Source organism: Protofrankia sp. Cr2 (assembly GCF_963555885.1).
GTDB lineage: Bacteria > Actinomycetota > Actinomycetes > Frankiales > Frankiaceae > Protofrankia.
The window spans coordinates 41,713-56,487 of the sequence record NZ_CAUVXG010000002.1 but is presented as its reverse complement, the minus strand read 5'-3'; the positions used below and the strand labels follow the sequence as shown (position 1 = coordinate 56,487).

Here is a 14,775-nt window from a genome sequence, read left to right as displayed (position 1 = left end):
GGCGGACCCGCAGCGATGCCCGGACGTCCGTGGCGTGTTCTCACCACTGAATCCGTGAGGCTTTGGATCGGTTTCCATCTCTTCCACGCCGCTGAGCCTGGTCGGGGATCATCGCGATCAGAACCCCGAGATCTGCCATTTTTGTCCCCTCCGGCCGCAGATCCTGCCCGCCTGAAGCCGTCACGATCTCCGCCGCCGACTCTGGGCCTGCGACCTGTTCCCTGCTGCGGCGAGCAGTATCGTTTCTTTGTCGAGAATGTTCTTGAAGTCAGTACTGTGCCGGTCACCCTCGCAGCGGTAGGTAAGTTGCCCATCCATTCCCCCCGGATTGGCGACATAATCCAATCCCGAGCTTATCGATAGGGTTCTTTTATCGAAACGAAAATGCCTGTCATGGTGTCGTTCTTCCTCTTTCTGTTTTGTCCCCCACGCTTCTTGCGGTAACCAGGATAGGTTAAACGTTGCAATTCCTGTCGTCCCTTCGTAATTCTTTGCAAAGTCTTCCACCCCTCTCATTTTGCGTTCTGCCCCCTCCTGGTCACCCTTCTTTTTGTTCAGTAGTGCACGTGTCAGGATTTGTATGGTCCTTCCGCAGTTACTCTTGGGCGAAGGTGTCTCACCTATTCTCTCCCACAGGTAGGCACAGTCCTGAAGATTTTCCCCCGCGTACTTGTCGATTAGCACGACATTGGAGGCCCGTATGACCAGTGGCTTTATATAATGGTTCCATAGATCGTCTCGTGAAAGCTGATCCGCGCGGTAGTAGCGGCTGTTTAGCTCCTCCATCTCCCGTAGCTGTTTCGGTGTCACGCCTCGATAGCTACTGATACATATTCCGCTGGCCCCGTCGGTTCTGCCGTCTGAGCTCGGACTGAAGCCGAATTCTCGGGCCTGGTCGGTGCCCACCAGAAAGTGATCCATGTGGCTTCGCCAGGAAAGAAGATCTTTCCTATTTGAGATTGACATTGCTGGACGGGACGGACGTGCCGATTGAGGGCAGTGGATACGGAATCGGCGGCCGGCACGTCCAAAAATGGGATCCCAGTAGGCTCTGACAGTCGATGGTAGAGTGCTCACCTTCCGCCGGTACTCGCCCACTTCGGTGTCGTTCAGACAGACAATTTCGGCATGCCGTGTAAGCACCGCAGTGAGGGACCGGTGCACCGCATGAAGCTGATACCGGTCCGAGTTGAGAACCGGGTCATCGAAGAAGGACGCCGCAATAGCGACTCGAACTAACATCTAATACTCCGGTTCGATAGCGCGAATGCGTGCCGTCGGAAATACGTTGTCGGCTCCCGGGTCTAGCTCTCCGTCTCCTGTCCACTGATGGTCTACTGGGAATGCGGTGTAGCGCTCATGATCCATTCCTACTGTAATCACCTGGATATCTTCGGCGCGCTCTTCTTGTAGAGCTACGAGAGCCTGAATTCGCAGCAACATATTCTCGCTGTGGGTCTCGACGACAAGCTGTGGCAGTGAGACCTTTCGGGCGGGATTCGTGGCGCTGTGCAGCAGCTCCTCGATGAGGTCAACCTGGAGATCCGGATGCAGGTGTGTTTCTGGCTGCTCAATCAGAAGTGGGCGCCCACTGTCGCGACTGCACTCAGCGAGGATCGGCAGGAGATGGTTGAAACCATAACCGACGTTCTGTAGCTGAGACTCCATTCCGTCACGGATAAGGGCTATATCGCTGAGCATAATTTTTGATCGGTGTCTTTTCAGGCTACTTTCGTCATTGTTGTCGAAGGTCGCCTGCGGATAGTTCCATTGCCGGATTCGGTAAGGGGAACTGAGACGGGAAAGTGCGTCGTTGACACCGTTGATCACACTGTTTCCTTCACGCTGGCTTGCCAGGAAATGAAAGAGCCTGCCGCCGTCACGACCCACCCCGTCAGGGCCGTCGTCGTCGTGCCGTACCGGCCGCCGGTCTGGTGGTATGCGTCCCGGACCGAGATGTCGAACATCGCTCAGAACGTGCTCCAGGCTTTCCCTGAGGCGTATTGCGTAGCGCTCCGAAGCGTCGATGCACTGCCAGGAAGAGTCCGAATCAAGCCAATTTGCGACGTCGCTCTCTGGTTCGCTGTCGTCTTTTCCGTTAGGGAACCATGATCCGCCTGGGAACCGGAAGCCCTGTATTTTACCCGGGCATAGTCCGGCGACGCTGACAAGAGGCCGAATCGATGCGGAAGTGGCTGCCGTCCAGGTTTCGGCGAGGCTGGCATCCGGGATATCATTTGAGGAGTTGAGGATCGTCCGCAAAAAGACATCGATTGTTTCTTCTGATATTTCAAAGAGAAATTCTGGATCCGACTGCTTGTTGTTTGTCGACGGTAGTTGAAGAACGTAAGTGGTCGCCTCGCCGGGGTCCAGAACTTCGATCGACTCCAGTTGGCCGCCGGCGCCACTGAAACCGTAGATCGCGACGGTCTCGTTGCCGAAAGCATCGCGCCAACTCACCCCTAGGGAGATGGTCAACTCAGTCTGGTGTCTGTGGACGACTTCGCGGGTGGAGCCCAAGGCGATCAGGCTGTCATTGAGGACCAGTCGTGGCCACTCCTGCCGGGCAGGCTGCATCAAGGACTGGGCGAGCACCAGTAATGCCTGCAGGAGAGTCGATTTACCTGCCGAGTTCGGACCGTAGAGCAGAGTCAGCGGCGCCAGTGGAATGAAAAAAGATCCATCCCCGCCCGCGGGCACTCCGAATGCCTTGAAATTCGCAATGTGCAGGCCGGTGAGAAGCGGACGTGTGTTGGGAAGAGCGGGTGGCGATTCTTTGCGATCACCATCGTCGATCAGTACATGCTCGTTTTCGACCTGAAGTGCGAGGTCATTTTCTGGGGTGGCGTCGGTCATCGTGGTGGGCCTGTACGGTCGGGGGCCGGGTATACGACGAGCGGGTCGCCGTCTGCGGGCGGGAGGCTTTCGGCCCGCAGGAAGCTGTTGGAGCGTTCCTGCTCGTTCTGGACGAACCAGGCGTAGGCCTGACCACGCGGGTCGGGTGGGACGGGAACCGATCTGTCCATGGCGGCGGGCCGGACCCGCGGATAGTGCACCGGGGTCGACGTATCGCCGAGCGCCGCTGTGAGGAACGCGGCGAGGTGCGGGCGTCCGGGCCACACGTCGGATGCCTTCTCGAACACGGCGATGAGCGTGTCGACGTCCGCAGTGGTGCCAAGGATCTGGTCGCCGAACGAGGCGTAGTAGTCGGCGATGGCGGCGCCCGTACGCAGTTCGGTCGTCTCGGTGTCAAGGCCCAGCCGGACGCTGCCGAAGCCGAGAGGTTTACCGAGCCCGAACCGGTGATAATGCTCCGCCGGCAGCCGTAGCAGCCACAGCAGAGCGCCGAGTTCCACCTCGGTCAAGTTGATCACGTCCAAGGTGAATCGGAATGTGGTATCGGGTTTGACCCAGCCACGGACCGAACGGTTCTGGTTGTCGCACTTTCCTTTGCCACCGGTGGCAAACGCGCGGTTGTCGGCGGTGAGTTCCTTGTCCGGGCTCTCTGTCGCCGGGCGTCTGTACTCCTGGTAGCGCTCTTTGTCGTCCAACGTCTGGGTTCGGTCCTCGGTCGGGTTCTTCCAGTAGTCGTCAGCCAATCCGGCATGGTGTGGGTACGTCTTGCGGCCACGCAAAGAGCGGCCGGGAACGTACCAGTCCCGTCTCGGGGTGCGTGGCGGCAGCGGCATCGGGTACTGCGACGTGCCCGCTGCCGCGTAGAAGCGGCCTTGCTGGGGTTTGGGCTGGCCGAGGATTGCCAACGGAACGCCGTTCGCGCCGAAATCCGCAACCGCGTCGCCAGCAGCATCGCGGTCTCCGTCCAGCGTGACCGGTCCCACCCGCAGTTGTCCGCGGTATGCACCGTGGCCGTCCGGATTGACCCAGCCGAAGACCCTGTCCGCGGGCGACAGCTCGGCCCGTGTCGACGCCGGGCGGAGCGACGGGTGGAGAAGATCCTTGGGTGATGCGGAAAAGAGCTCCCGGGCGATCATCACCGGGTACAGGGCGTCGAGGTTCCCCCACGAATCGAGGAGGGCGTAACACAGGTCGCCGGGGCGAAGCTTTTCCGCTCCCTCCTCGTACAGGTGGCGGCTCCACGCCGTCTTCCCCGGTTCCCGGCCGAGCCATTTCTGCGGTGGGGCGAACTTCCCTCTGCCACTCCGGTCGGTGCTCACGTTCGGCCGCTCCCAGACGTCGGCATGCCGGTGAGCATTGCGGTAGTCGTTGACGAGCGCCGTCCACGCATTCCTCGTCGTTTCCGTCAGCTCCCGGGTGTGCGAATCGCCGAAGAAGACCCGTTCGTCGTGTTTGCGGCTGAAATTGCGGTTGTTCACACAGACCCAGCCCGCCGCATCCCGGGTGTCGGGCAGCGGCTCGTGCACGGTGAACCGTTCACGCCACACCGGGTCGGCGACCTTCATCTCAGCCGGGAACGGCTCGCCGGCCCGGGCGATCGCCACCACCTGCCAGTAGCGGAAGTCGGCGGTATGGTCCTTCCGGTGCTTGTCCCAGCGGTAGTGCTGGATCAGCCGCAGCCGGACCCTGACCTCGTCCCGGTGCTCCGGCTCCGACTGGTCGCCGTACAGCACAGGCCGCCGGGATCCGGACCCGTACCGCGGTAGCCAGGCCGCGTACATCACGGCCTGCGGCGACGGCCGCTGGCGGAGCGGCGCGGTACCGGTCAGCAGGTCGACCGTTTTGGCGTCCCGGCCGACGCGTGCCGGTACCAGAGCGGTGCCCGCGCTGGCAGGCGGCCGATATCCCAGCGGTTCGTCATGGCCGGTGAAGACACCGAGCCGGGAGTTGGTCGCCGCCTCGTAGGCCGCCCGCAACATTCCCTTGACCGCCGTCGACGGGATATGTGGTCGGCTGTCTCGCAGCAGCACCGCGTAGGTCGTGTGCCCCTGGTCATCGGGCTTCGCCGGCGCGGTGTCCAGCAGCAGCAGCGGCGTGACGGTCGTCAGCGTCACGCCGATCCGCCCGCTCCAGCGGTCCTGGTCCCACACGTCGTGGCCAGCGGGTGGGGCGTCCCCGAGCGATCCCGCACCGTCGCGTGCCAGCGCCGGCACGAACGTGTACGGGTTCCGGAACAGGTCCACGGCGTTGACCGCCTGCCGGGCGGACCCCTGAGCGGACGGCGGGCCGGCCGGGCGGGTCCAGCCGGGACGCTGCCCGTCTGCATGGCGGCTCCCCGATCTGCGGGGTGGAATGTTTTGCCGATTTGCGCCCGCTTCATTCGATGCGCGGGCGACAAACCCCTGAGCGGACGGCGGGCCGCTGTCGGAGGGTGCGGTGGGCAGGGTCGACTGCGTGGAGGGGGGACGGCTCGGCAGCGGGGTTCCTGCCCGGCGGACACCCCTGACCTGGCCCTTCACCCATTCGTAGTCGACGCTGAGCCCGTCGAGTTCGGCGGGGGCAAGCGCACCCAGGTCGTCGACCAGAGCCTTGCCCGGTTGCGAGATCGTGCGTCGGTTCGACCCATCGACGACCACCAGCCGGCCGCCGTCGGCTCCCGAGGGCTGCCAGTGCAGACGTCCGCTGCGGGTGCGGGTGCCGCCGCCGGCGGCGGCGACGCTGCTGTGATCAGAGCTGCGAGCCTCACTCATCGATCTGCCCCTCCTCGATGGCGATCAGCCGTTCGTCGAGCACGTAGGAGTTGCCGTGGTCGGGTTCCACCGCGATGTATTCGCGTGCCCGGAGTCGCAGTCTGCGTCCTCGCGGGGGTACCGCCGGTACCCGCAGGGTGCCGATCCGTGCCGACGACAGCGATACCCAGCCGGCCGGGTTGTCCCCGTCGACCAGCTCACCCCACAGCAGGTAGTGCAGATCCGTCGTCTGCAGGTCCGTCCACAGGTTGCCGCCGGTCACCTGCTCGCCGAGCAGCACGCCCTGGCCGCTGTCGCCACGCCGTACCCACCGCAGTTCCACATCCCGGGTGAAGGCACGCGCCTCATAGACCCGGCCGAGGTCCACCGCACCCCCCGGCATACCGCCGTCTGGCGCGCTGCACCTACCGTCATCACCAATGGTGGCGACTGTGTACGCTTCGGGTGACGAAAGCAGTGCGATGCCACCCGCCAGTTCCGCTACCTGGGTGAGCATTGCGGGCAGCGGTCCGCGCAGCGACCGCGACCCGAGTCGTTCTACTCCGCGTACTCCGCTCATGCCGCAGCCTGTTCCTTCCACAGTGCTTCCCATGCGTCCCGCAGTTGCCGGCCAGTCGGTGACGCAAGGTAGTCGCTGAGATCCGATGTGCCATCCGGCGTGGCAATGGTCACGCTGGCGGTGATGTCACCGAAACCGCGGGTGGTGCCCTGGCCGATCGGCAGCCGACGGTCGCGCAGATCGCGTAACACGAGCATCAGCAGCGCCAGGGACGGGTGCGCCTCATCGCCCAGCCGCGCGATGTCGACGGACAGCTGGATCGGTTCCCACTGGACGTTCCATGGCTCCAGAACGGTGAACAGCAGTTTGTCGGCCGCGCCGCCGGTCCACCGGTCGATGGCGACGTGGTCCGCCTGATCGAGCCCGTGCGCTGACAGCCACTGCCGGTAGCTCTGGCCGTCCTGCTCGGGTTTGCCGCTGTCCGTCAGCATCGCGCCGAGGTCGGGTTCCGTGGCGATCTTCCGCCAGGCGTCGGCCGCCAGCGGCTGCGCCGAGCGACAGTCCGCGACAGCGACCGCGCCCACCCCGTAGGCGAACTGTCTGCCGGGTGCACCTACCGGCCCGCCCGCGATGGCGGATCGCTCATCGTGGGCGTCGGAAAGCTCTTCGATACCGTCGGCCGGGTCGATGGGAATTTCCAGGACCGAACGGTGGACGTCGGACTGCGTGGCCGGCGGTGCCGCGCCGAACAGCACCTTCGCCAGGTGCAGCTGATCGAGTTGCGCGCGGAACGCCGTCGCGTCGGCTATCGCGTCGCCGACGGGCCGCGGCGCCCGGCGATTCTCCAGCGTGCGCAGGATCCGCTCCGCGTGGCTGCGCAGCGCCCCTTTCACGCTTGATCCGGGCAGTACCAGGCGTACCGTGTCGGCGCCGTCCGCACCCGTCAGCGGCAGTGTGTCGACGGCGACACCGGCGCGATCGGCGCGCACCATCACCGCAGCGTCCGGTGTCCAGCCGATGGTGACGGCCAGGCGGTGGCGCAGGTCAAGGTCGGGTTCGCCGCGTAGTTCGTCCAGGCCAGGTCTACCCGGCTCGCCGCGCAGCAGAGCGATCAGGCCGGTGGCGTTGCTGAGGTCGTGTTCTTCGAGCTCGACGCCGGGTGCCAGCCGGATACGGCCGAGCCCACGGGTCGTGGCGGCGCCGAGCAGCACGTCGCCACGACCGAGGGCGTCCAGCAGCGCTGCCAGCCGGGCGCGGTCGCGGCGCCAGCCGACGTCGGCCGGGTCAGCTGCACCGGACTCGACGTCGAGTTCGAACCGGATGAAGGCCCCGACGGGGATGACTGCCCGGGAGAACAGGATGCCGTAGGCGGCGGCACCGGTGTACCGGTCGATCCCGACCGAGGTACGGGCGTCCAGCCGGGTCATCGGGAAGGGCGCGTCGCCGTTCGGTTCGGCGCAGATGAGGCCGTCGCGGACGAACACCCGGCTCGCCCGGCCGTCGGTGTTGTCGGTGAATCCCCACAGCTCACCGAGGGCGTTCGCGTCGGTGCGGCGGCCCGTCATCCAGTGGCGGTACACCCCGGCGAGACTCGTACCGGGCACGTACAGCCGGGACTTGCCGTCGAGCGCGACCGGCAGGTCCACGTCCGGGTCGTGCCCGAGCCCGCCGACGTGCAGCGGCGAGCACACCTCAAGCCAGCCGCGGACCCGCAGCCGGTGGCGCAGAGGTCGTCCGGCCATCACTTCGCCTCCCGGTTCCGGCGGTGCGCGGTCAGGCAGGTCAGGACCAGCGTCTGCACCGCCTCCTGCCACAGCTCCGTCCGCAGGTTCGCGGCGATCGTCGCGGCGTGCGGCGCTTCATGGGTCTGACCGCCGGCCGTCGGCCCCGCGGGGCCGACCCAGCCCAGGGCCTCCCACACCTGGCCCGGTCTGGTGAGGAGGGCCTTCAGCTGTCTGCCGACGCCGTCCGGCCATGATCGCCGGCGGGACGGGTCGACGAGCCTGTCGACGAGCGATTCGGTGGCCGCGCGGTCAGCCAACCGGGGCAGGATGTCGCGGAGCTGGGCGAGCTGCGACGGCGGGACCTTGTCGACGCCGTCGCCGAACACCCGGCGTAGGCCGTCGGAGTCGGATGCGACCTTGACTGCACGCCTCGCGATTTCTGCTCGCCATGCCTCCGTGCGCAGCGCCGCGATGAGCGCGATGTCGTCGGCCGACAGGATGTCGGTATCCGCCGTGCCCGCGCCGCCGACGGGAATTGTCGTACCCGGTGCGGCACCGGCACCGGCACCGGCCTCGCGGGGTTCCGTCCGTGCCGCCAGGGCCTTCTCTGCGGGCTCCTGCGTATCGGCGAAGCGTGTGATGACCTCGGGCCCGTCCTCGACACCTCCCGAGGGTCCCGGGACGGCGGCGATGCACAGCTGACCGAGTCCTTCGCCGCGCCGTTCCCCGAGGCCCCCGGTCTCCAGCTCGGCGACCAGCGTCGGATCCAGCCGCGGAGTGGTACCGCCACCGCCGTCACCCGCCGTGATGTCGTAGGTCACAATGCTGCCGGCGGCCAGGCCGAGCAAAGTCGGACGCGGACGACACCAGCGGGTGTGCCACGACTCGGTGCGTGTCACCGCGAACGTATGGCTCCGGCGACCGTCCGCCGAGCCGACCTGCTTCAGCGCCGTGGCGGGCAGGCGCAGCTCCCGGGTGAGCGCTTCTCGCAGCAACGCCGGATCGCTGGACGGGCGCAGCCGTTCATCCAGCATGATCATGTCGCTGACCAGCCACACGACGATGCGGCGGGCGTCGACGAGCCGCGCCCGCGGCGGCGGCGGTGACACCGGCGTCGCGATGACCGTTGCCCGGCCGTAGTCGTCCTTGCGGGAGCGCCCCAGCACCCATGAACCCGACAGGTCCTCGGCCCATCCGGCGGGCAGCAGGCCCGCACGTACCCGTATCTCGGCCACCAGCGGTCGCTTGGTCGCGAGCGCACGGTAGGTGTACACGCCGCCGCCCTCGTCGGTCGTCGGCCGTTGCATCGTGTCGTTCACGCTGTTGTGTGTGTGGACCGACAGGGTCGGTTTGACCCGCCGCAGCGGTCGGGTGGTGGCGACGTACCCGTCGATCTTGCGGGTCTCCAGCGTGCGCGCGTCGGTGTTGGCGCGGTTGATGATCCGGCCCGGTTCGGTCTTCACCGCACCGAACGTGCGTGGCACGGGCAGTCCGCGTTCGCCTGCGACGTCCACGGTCGCGTCTGTCACCACCAGGTGGCCGGCGAGCAGCGCGGCCTGGCCTGCCGGTCCGAGGCGTCGCAGCGCGCCGGGCAGCAGGGTGGACCCGGGGATGTGGTCGCGGCCCATCACCTGGTTGCCGAGCTGACGCCCGCCGGCCAGTAGCGGGTCGTCCAAGGTGATCCTCAGTCGCGCAATCTCCCAGCCGGGCACCGGAGTCGGGTGAGGCCACGGGGTTGGCGTGACTGCGGATGTGACTGTGGGTGTGGCTGCGGGGGGCGCGGCATCGACGGCTGGCGGCGGCGGGGGAGAGGCGGTTTCCAGCCAGTCCCACCACGGTGCCGGATCGATGATCGACGGTAGTTCCAGTGTGCACCGTCCGTTACCGCGGCGGCGTTTTCCGCCGATCTGTTCGACGAGCCTGCTGCCGGCGAGCAACAGCGCGGTGACGCAGCGCCGGGCGTTTTCGTCCAGCGGTGCCGCGGCGGCCAGGCCGCCCGGCGAGCCGGTGCCGGTGAGCTCGAACGTGCCGTGCAGGACTGACCCGACCCGGGCCTGCTCAGAAAACCGCAACATGCCGGGCGTGGCGCGACCGGTGTCCAGGTCGACGCGCACACCCGGTTTGACGAAGGTGACGGCCTCACGGACGAACGGGTCGCCGGCCAGCGCCGCGCGCACGCCATCGCGGTAGCGGGCCGCCCGAATCGACACGGCCGCGGCCACCGGCGGCGCCGTGCTGCCAGGCTGGGACGGCGTTTGCCCGCCGGTTGCGCCGGCGGCGTCCCGGTCAGCGCCTCTGGTGGTTGTCGGGCCGGCGGACAGGGCCGGCTGGCTACCGAAGACGAACGTCACCCAGCGCTGCCAGGGTCCGTCACCGTCACCGTCACCGTCCAACGTGCGGGCCACGATCTCGCAGGCGTCACGCCACACGCCGGTGACGGTCTTCGCCGGCAGGTACGGCAGGTCGTCGACGTCACGGTTGACCAGTTGGTCGATGCCGCCGGGACGTCCCGTCCCTGTCCCCGGATGCCAATCGGAGGTCAACACGAGCCGGTAGGACAGGGGAGTACCGGTGGGAAGCGGTGCAGGATCCGACATCTGCGTGGTCACCGGTTTGCCGCCGTCTCGTCGCGGTCACCGATGAACTCCTCGGCGTCCATCGCATCGAGCAGACCGGTGATGTGGACACCGCCTTCCTCCCAGAACAGCGACCAGCGTTCACTGCCGGCGGCCAGCGCAGACACGCCGCTGCGGCCGTAGCGGTTGCGCAGCAGTTGGAAGCGGCCGTCGGCGGTGTCGCGGCCGAGGAACAGCCCGGCACGCAGGGTGTGGGTCTGGCTGCGTGGGAGAGCGCGTCCGCCGTCGCGGTCGCTGTCGCCGTCGGTGGGATCGACGGTCCTCCGCAGCGCGGTGACCCGGGCCAGCAGGTCCGACCACCGGCGACCGTCCGCCCATCCGGCGTCGTCATTCCCGGTGATGATGTATGGCTGGGCAACGAGCCGGTCACCCCCGGGCAACGTTGTGCGTGCCCGCAGATCGTCCAGTCCGGTCGCGGCGCTGTCGTACAGGACGTGAAAGGACAGCGCGCTGGCGCCTTTAACCTTGGCTTTCACGCACTTGGCCTCGCCCGTGAGCTCGTCGGCGAGCTGATACGCCGAGGAGAACGGGTAGTGTTGCTTGACGACGGCGACGCCGGCCGCCGCCGTGAGCTGTTCTTCCTTAGGGTGTAACAAAGCTGCTGTCCGGTTTTCGAATGCCTGCAGGAAGGCGGTCGTGAAGGGTAACGCCGCATGTCCGTCGCACACGACCGTGAGGTCGTCTCCGCCGAGAATGAGCGGCAGGACCGGGAAGAAGCTTCCGGATGCGCCCGGTCTCCTGACTCTTCTTATCCCTGGATAGCACCGGAGCTCGTCGAGCGCCGCACGGAAGGCCTCATGTGCCGCGCGGTCGATGCGTTCGGAGTAGACGGCGAGGAGGTCGACGTACCCACGACAGCCTTCGACAGTCTGCCGGGTGGTGAGATTCCTGAGCAGCGCACCGAGGCCGTTGACGTCGGCGTGGACGACCGCCACCCATTCGGCGTGGCGCTCGAGGTAGTCGGCTACCGCCTCGATCCCCTCCCGAGCCTCATCCTCATCAACATCGATGCGGGGCTCGCACCCGGTGTCCTCGTCGGCGACCGCCGCCGCTTTCTCCCAGGGGGCAGGGCGTCTACAGCCGTTGGGATCGATCCATCCGACCGTCACCCTTGCCAGCCGGTCGTATCCGTCGTGCGCTGCCTCCAACTTGGCCGCGGACGGGTGCGACCGTGGCACCAGCTGAGCGTTCGCCGCGCCGGCGGGCCGGGGCGATCGGCTACCGGACGTCTCGTCGTACAGGTAGGCGGCGGGCAGGCCGCTGGAGGTGCACTGGTCGACGATGGGCAGCCGCGGAAACCGCGACTGCGGACCGGCCCTTCGTATACGTACCTCAGGAAGCGTCGCATATGCAGTTGTGACGGCGTCCATCACCGGATTGGGGTCTTCGTCGTCCCACTGGAAGGGAATGACGACACCGCACACGTCGAGCCCCGATGCCACCTCGAGGGCTTTCCGGGTAACTCGAGTGACCAGCTCCCGTGCCCGTTCGCCGTCGGTCAGCAGGACCTTGACATCGCCGGAGGTGGCGGTGACCAGTTCGGCGGTGTGTGTCGGGACCCGTGACCGTCTCGTCCATCCGCGGACGAGACCTTCCAGCGATTCTTCCGTCCAGGCGACGAGACTCGCGATGAGGTGGGACGCGCCGACGTTCTCCCGTCGCTTGTTGGTGTCGAAAATGAAGTTCTGGTTGCCAGACGTTTCAAGCAGCACGAGATAGCAGTCCACGCCCACATCCCCTCCCCATCATGCCTGACGCGGCACCGTGAACGGCACACTACGCGTCGGCGCAGGCCGGTCACCATGCCGCCCCACACACTCCTGACGGACATCGGCGCGGTCACCATGCCGCATTGGTGTCCGATAGGTCGAATGTTGTGTAGGGCTGGAGGTGGCTCGTCTCGGCGTGCGGCGCCGTCCTCGCCCGATGCGTCGTGGCGACCGGGGCGACCGGGGCGACCGGGGCGACCGTGGCGAGGTTCAGGTCAGCAGGTCGGCGGGGTGGAAGGTGACGGGGAAGGGCTCGGTGAGTTCGCACGGGTCGTCGCCGCGGATGGTGGCGACGACGTCGTAGCAACCATTGCTGCCGAGCACGTGGACGGTCACCGACGGTACCTTCGGATCAATGATCCAGTAGGAGCGGATGCCGGCGTTCTGGTAGGCGATGCGCTTCTTCTCCGTGTCGTACCGCCGGCCGTACCTGGAGAGGACCTCGACGGCCAGAACCGGCAGCCGCGCCTCCTTGTCGGGCAGGACGAGAACGTCGGGTTGGAACCTCTTGTTCAGCGACACGGGCACGTCGAACGGTGCGACCAGAGTCCGTTTCAGGCCCTGTTCGGCCGCAAGGAGGATGGCGCCGAGCCGGAGCACGACCCGTTGGTGGTCGTAGCTGGGAGCCGGGCTCACGACGACGACGCCGTCGAGGAGTTCCCAGCGCCGCCAGTCGTCGGGCGCCTGGTCGAGGTCGTCGGTGGTGTAGCCGCCCGGGTCGACGGCATGGAGATAGGCCAGACCTTCGTCGAAGTAGATCCGGGCGACCGGCAGCGGCCACTCGACGAGGCCGGTGATGTCCAGCGGCCGACCGAGCGGCCTGTCTTCCGGCTCCTGCGCCACCGGGTCACGGTTCACCGCCACAGCTGTCATGGTGCCACTCCTCCTCGGATTCGGACGGCACATTTGCTGTAAAGCATACGTCGTTGGGTGACTGATTTACGACGATGAGCGAAGAATCGTCCGTCGGCTCGCAGTGGCCCGGTGGCCGTGCGCTCGGATCACGGGATTCCCGGGCGCGTCATGCCTGGTCGACCGACCATAGTGGGTGGGTGACACCGTGGCTCCGCTCGCGACCGCCACGGCGGGAAGCCCGGGAAGCCCGAAAATCGCGGCATGCGTCGTGACAGCCGCCGAGCCAGCTGATCCGGGGGGCGCGTCCGAGCGCCGGTGGTGGGCGCGGATACGGCCGGTGGACGCCGTGTGCGTCGGTGGCCTGGTCGCCCAGACGGTATGGGCGTCGGCCAGCGTGCTGCTGATCCCACAGCTGATCGGCACCGACCCGGTCCTGCTCGAGCTCCTCGGTGCCACCTCGCCGGCCATGGTCGCCGCCGGTGCGTTCGCTCGGGCGGGCAAGGCCGGTCTCGTCGCCGCCCTCACAGCCCCGACGCTCGGCTGGGTGCCGCTGGACATGTTCGGCTGGTGGGCGGGCCGTCGGTACGGGCGCTCGGCGGTCGACCTCATCACCCGTGGGCATTCCGGGAGCGTCGAGTTCGCCGACCGGGTCGACCGGCTGACGGGACGTTGGGGATTCGGTGCGCTGGTGCTCGCACCATGGTTGCCCGTCCCGAACCAGCTGATCTACGCGGCCACCGGATGGCACGGGATGTCGCTGCTCCGGTTCGTGATCGGCGATGCCATCGGTACGTTTCTGCGCACCGCGGCCGTCGTCGGTCTGGGCTACGCGCTCGGCGACGACGCGGTTGATCTCGCTACCGCCATCTCCCACGACACCGTGCTCAGCTTCGTCGCTCTGGGCGTCCTACTGATCGCCTGGACGGCTTTCCGTCATCGCCGGCGCCTTCGTGGCCTTGGTGCGCACTCGCGCTGGTGGCTGGCGGGCGGCGCACGGCGGGTCCGGATGCAGGCCGCCGGCTATACCCCGGATACCCCGTCCGCCAGCCACCACCGCCACCCCGCTGGCCACGGACTCCCCGATGGCACGGGAGTAGCCTCCGGACGGGCGCCGCGGGACAGCACCAAGCGAGCGCCGAGACGCCGGGTGAGCCTTGACTGTCCGACTGTCCGGATGGACCGGCGCCGTCAGGTGGGCAGATCAGCCGAGCCGGCCAGCAGAGTAATCATCTCCTGCGTCGGGATCTCCCGTTCGGTACCGAAGGCGATACCCACGATCGCGCGAACCCGCCCCACCGAATCGGTAACCGGCAGGGCGACCGCGGCGTTCGCGTTCACCGCCCGGGCACCGGGTCGTACATCGCCCGAGTCGTCGGTCTGCAGGTTACAGGTCTGTACAGCTTCTCCCCGGGCCAGCGCCAGGCCGGCCATACCTTTGCCGCGGGGAACGACCGCGGTAATCTTCTGAACCTTCGGCGGGATATTGTGAGCGGCGACCAGCACGAGATCGTCCCCGTTGCGGACATGTACCGAACCGGCTATCCCACCGTGCGCGCGCAGGAAATCAACCAGCCATCCACCTACGTCCCTTCCCTCGCCGTCTGTGTTCGCGTCAGAATTCGCTGACATGCCCGCTCCCGCCATATCGGTTACTGTGTTGTCCCGTCACTGTGCCGTCATTTTCCA

General features: G+C 66.9%; 9 protein-coding genes and 1 pseudogene. 1 reads left to right on the top strand and 9 read right to left on the bottom strand.

The window, feature by feature from the left end; translation table 11 throughout:
* Positions 1–180 precede the first annotated feature (180 nt).
* The 8 genes from U9978_RS01805 to U9978_RS01770 all read right to left on the bottom strand — a co-directional run bounded on the left by U9978_RS01805 (position 181) and on the right by U9978_RS01770 (position 13,107).
* Positions 181–906, bottom strand: a complete 726-nt coding sequence (locus U9978_RS01805) for a hypothetical protein (protein ID WP_322759263.1) — start codon at positions 904–906, stop codon at positions 181–183.
* Between the two features lie 336 nt (positions 907–1,242).
* Positions 1,243–2,856, bottom strand: coding sequence for an AAA family ATPase (locus tag U9978_RS01800; RefSeq protein ID WP_322759262.1), 1,614 nt, complete (start codon positions 2,854–2,856; stop codon positions 1,243–1,245).
* Complete coding sequence (locus U9978_RS01795) at positions 2,853–5,606, bottom strand: TIGR03986 family CRISPR-associated RAMP protein (RefSeq protein WP_322759261.1); 2,754 nt, start codon at positions 5,604–5,606, stop codon at positions 2,853–2,855. The genes U9978_RS01800 and U9978_RS01795 overlap by 4 nt, the downstream gene beginning before the upstream one ends.
* Complete coding sequence (csx19, locus tag U9978_RS01790; protein WP_322759260.1) at positions 5,599–6,165, bottom strand: CRISPR-associated protein Csx19; 567 nt, start codon at positions 6,163–6,165, stop codon at positions 5,599–5,601. The genes U9978_RS01795 and csx19 overlap by 8 nt, the downstream gene beginning before the upstream one ends.
* Entirely contained in the window at positions 6,162–7,847 is a 1,686-nt protein-coding gene (locus U9978_RS01785; protein ID WP_322759259.1) for an RAMP superfamily CRISPR-associated protein, read from the bottom strand. The genes csx19 and U9978_RS01785 overlap by 4 nt, the downstream gene beginning before the upstream one ends.
* Positions 7,847–10,426 carry an RAMP superfamily CRISPR-associated protein gene (locus U9978_RS01780; RefSeq protein WP_322759258.1) on the bottom strand — a complete coding sequence of 860 codons (2,580 nt, stop codon included), beginning with the start codon at positions 10,424–10,426 and terminating at the stop codon, positions 7,847–7,849. The genes U9978_RS01785 and U9978_RS01780 overlap by 1 nt, the downstream gene beginning before the upstream one ends.
* Before the next feature lie 8 nt (positions 10,427–10,434).
* A complete protein-coding gene (locus U9978_RS01775; protein ID WP_322759257.1) occupies positions 10,435–12,192 on the bottom strand; it encodes a Cas10/Cmr2 second palm domain-containing protein in 1,758 nt (585 codons plus the stop codon).
* A 252-nt stretch (positions 12,193–12,444) separates the two neighbouring features.
* Positions 12,445–13,107: a Uma2 family endonuclease gene (locus U9978_RS01770; protein WP_322759256.1), complete on the bottom strand. Its 663-nt coding sequence runs from the start codon at positions 13,105–13,107 to the stop codon at positions 12,445–12,447.
* A 448-nt stretch (positions 13,108–13,555) separates the two neighbouring features.
* On the opposite strand from U9978_RS01770, the pseudogene U9978_RS23955 reads away from it, so the two are divergent.
* Positions 13,556–13,906: pseudogene (locus tag U9978_RS23955) on the top strand (DedA family protein); the annotation flags it as partial.
* 371 nt (positions 13,907–14,277) lie between these two features.
* Here U9978_RS23955 and U9978_RS23950 read toward each other — a convergent pair.
* The gene (locus tag U9978_RS23950; RefSeq protein WP_416210818.1) at positions 14,278–14,718 is read right to left on the bottom strand and encodes a GAF domain-containing protein; all 441 of its coding nucleotides are present in this window, start codon (positions 14,716–14,718) and stop codon (positions 14,278–14,280) included.
* Between the last annotated feature and the right edge of the window lie 57 nt (positions 14,719–14,775).

Bases quoted from the DNA above. Each gene is read 5' to 3' on its own strand.
- U9978_RS01800 (WP_322759262.1), bottom strand. From the start codon at position 2,856: ATGACCGACGCCACCCCAGAAAATGACCTCGCACTTCAGGTCGAAAAC.
- U9978_RS01795 (WP_322759261.1), bottom strand. From the start codon at position 5,606: ATGAGTGAGGCTCGCAGCTCTGATCACAGCAGCGTCGCCGCCGCCGGC.
- csx19 (WP_322759260.1), bottom strand. From the start codon at position 6,165: ATGAGCGGAGTACGCGGAGTAGAACGACTCGGGTCGCGGTCGCTGCGC.
- U9978_RS01785 (WP_322759259.1), bottom strand. From the start codon at position 7,847: ATGGCCGGACGACCTCTGCGCCACCGGCTGCGGGTCCGCGGCTGGCTT.
- U9978_RS01780 (WP_322759258.1), bottom strand. From the start codon at position 10,426: ATGTCGGATCCTGCACCGCTTCCCACCGGTACTCCCCTGTCCTACCGG.
- U9978_RS01770 (WP_322759256.1), bottom strand. From the start codon at position 13,107: ATGACAGCTGTGGCGGTGAACCGTGACCCGGTGGCGCAGGAGCCGGAA.
- U9978_RS23950 (WP_416210818.1), bottom strand. From the start codon at position 14,718: ATGTCAGCGAATTCTGACGCGAACACAGACGGCGAGGGAAGGGACGTA.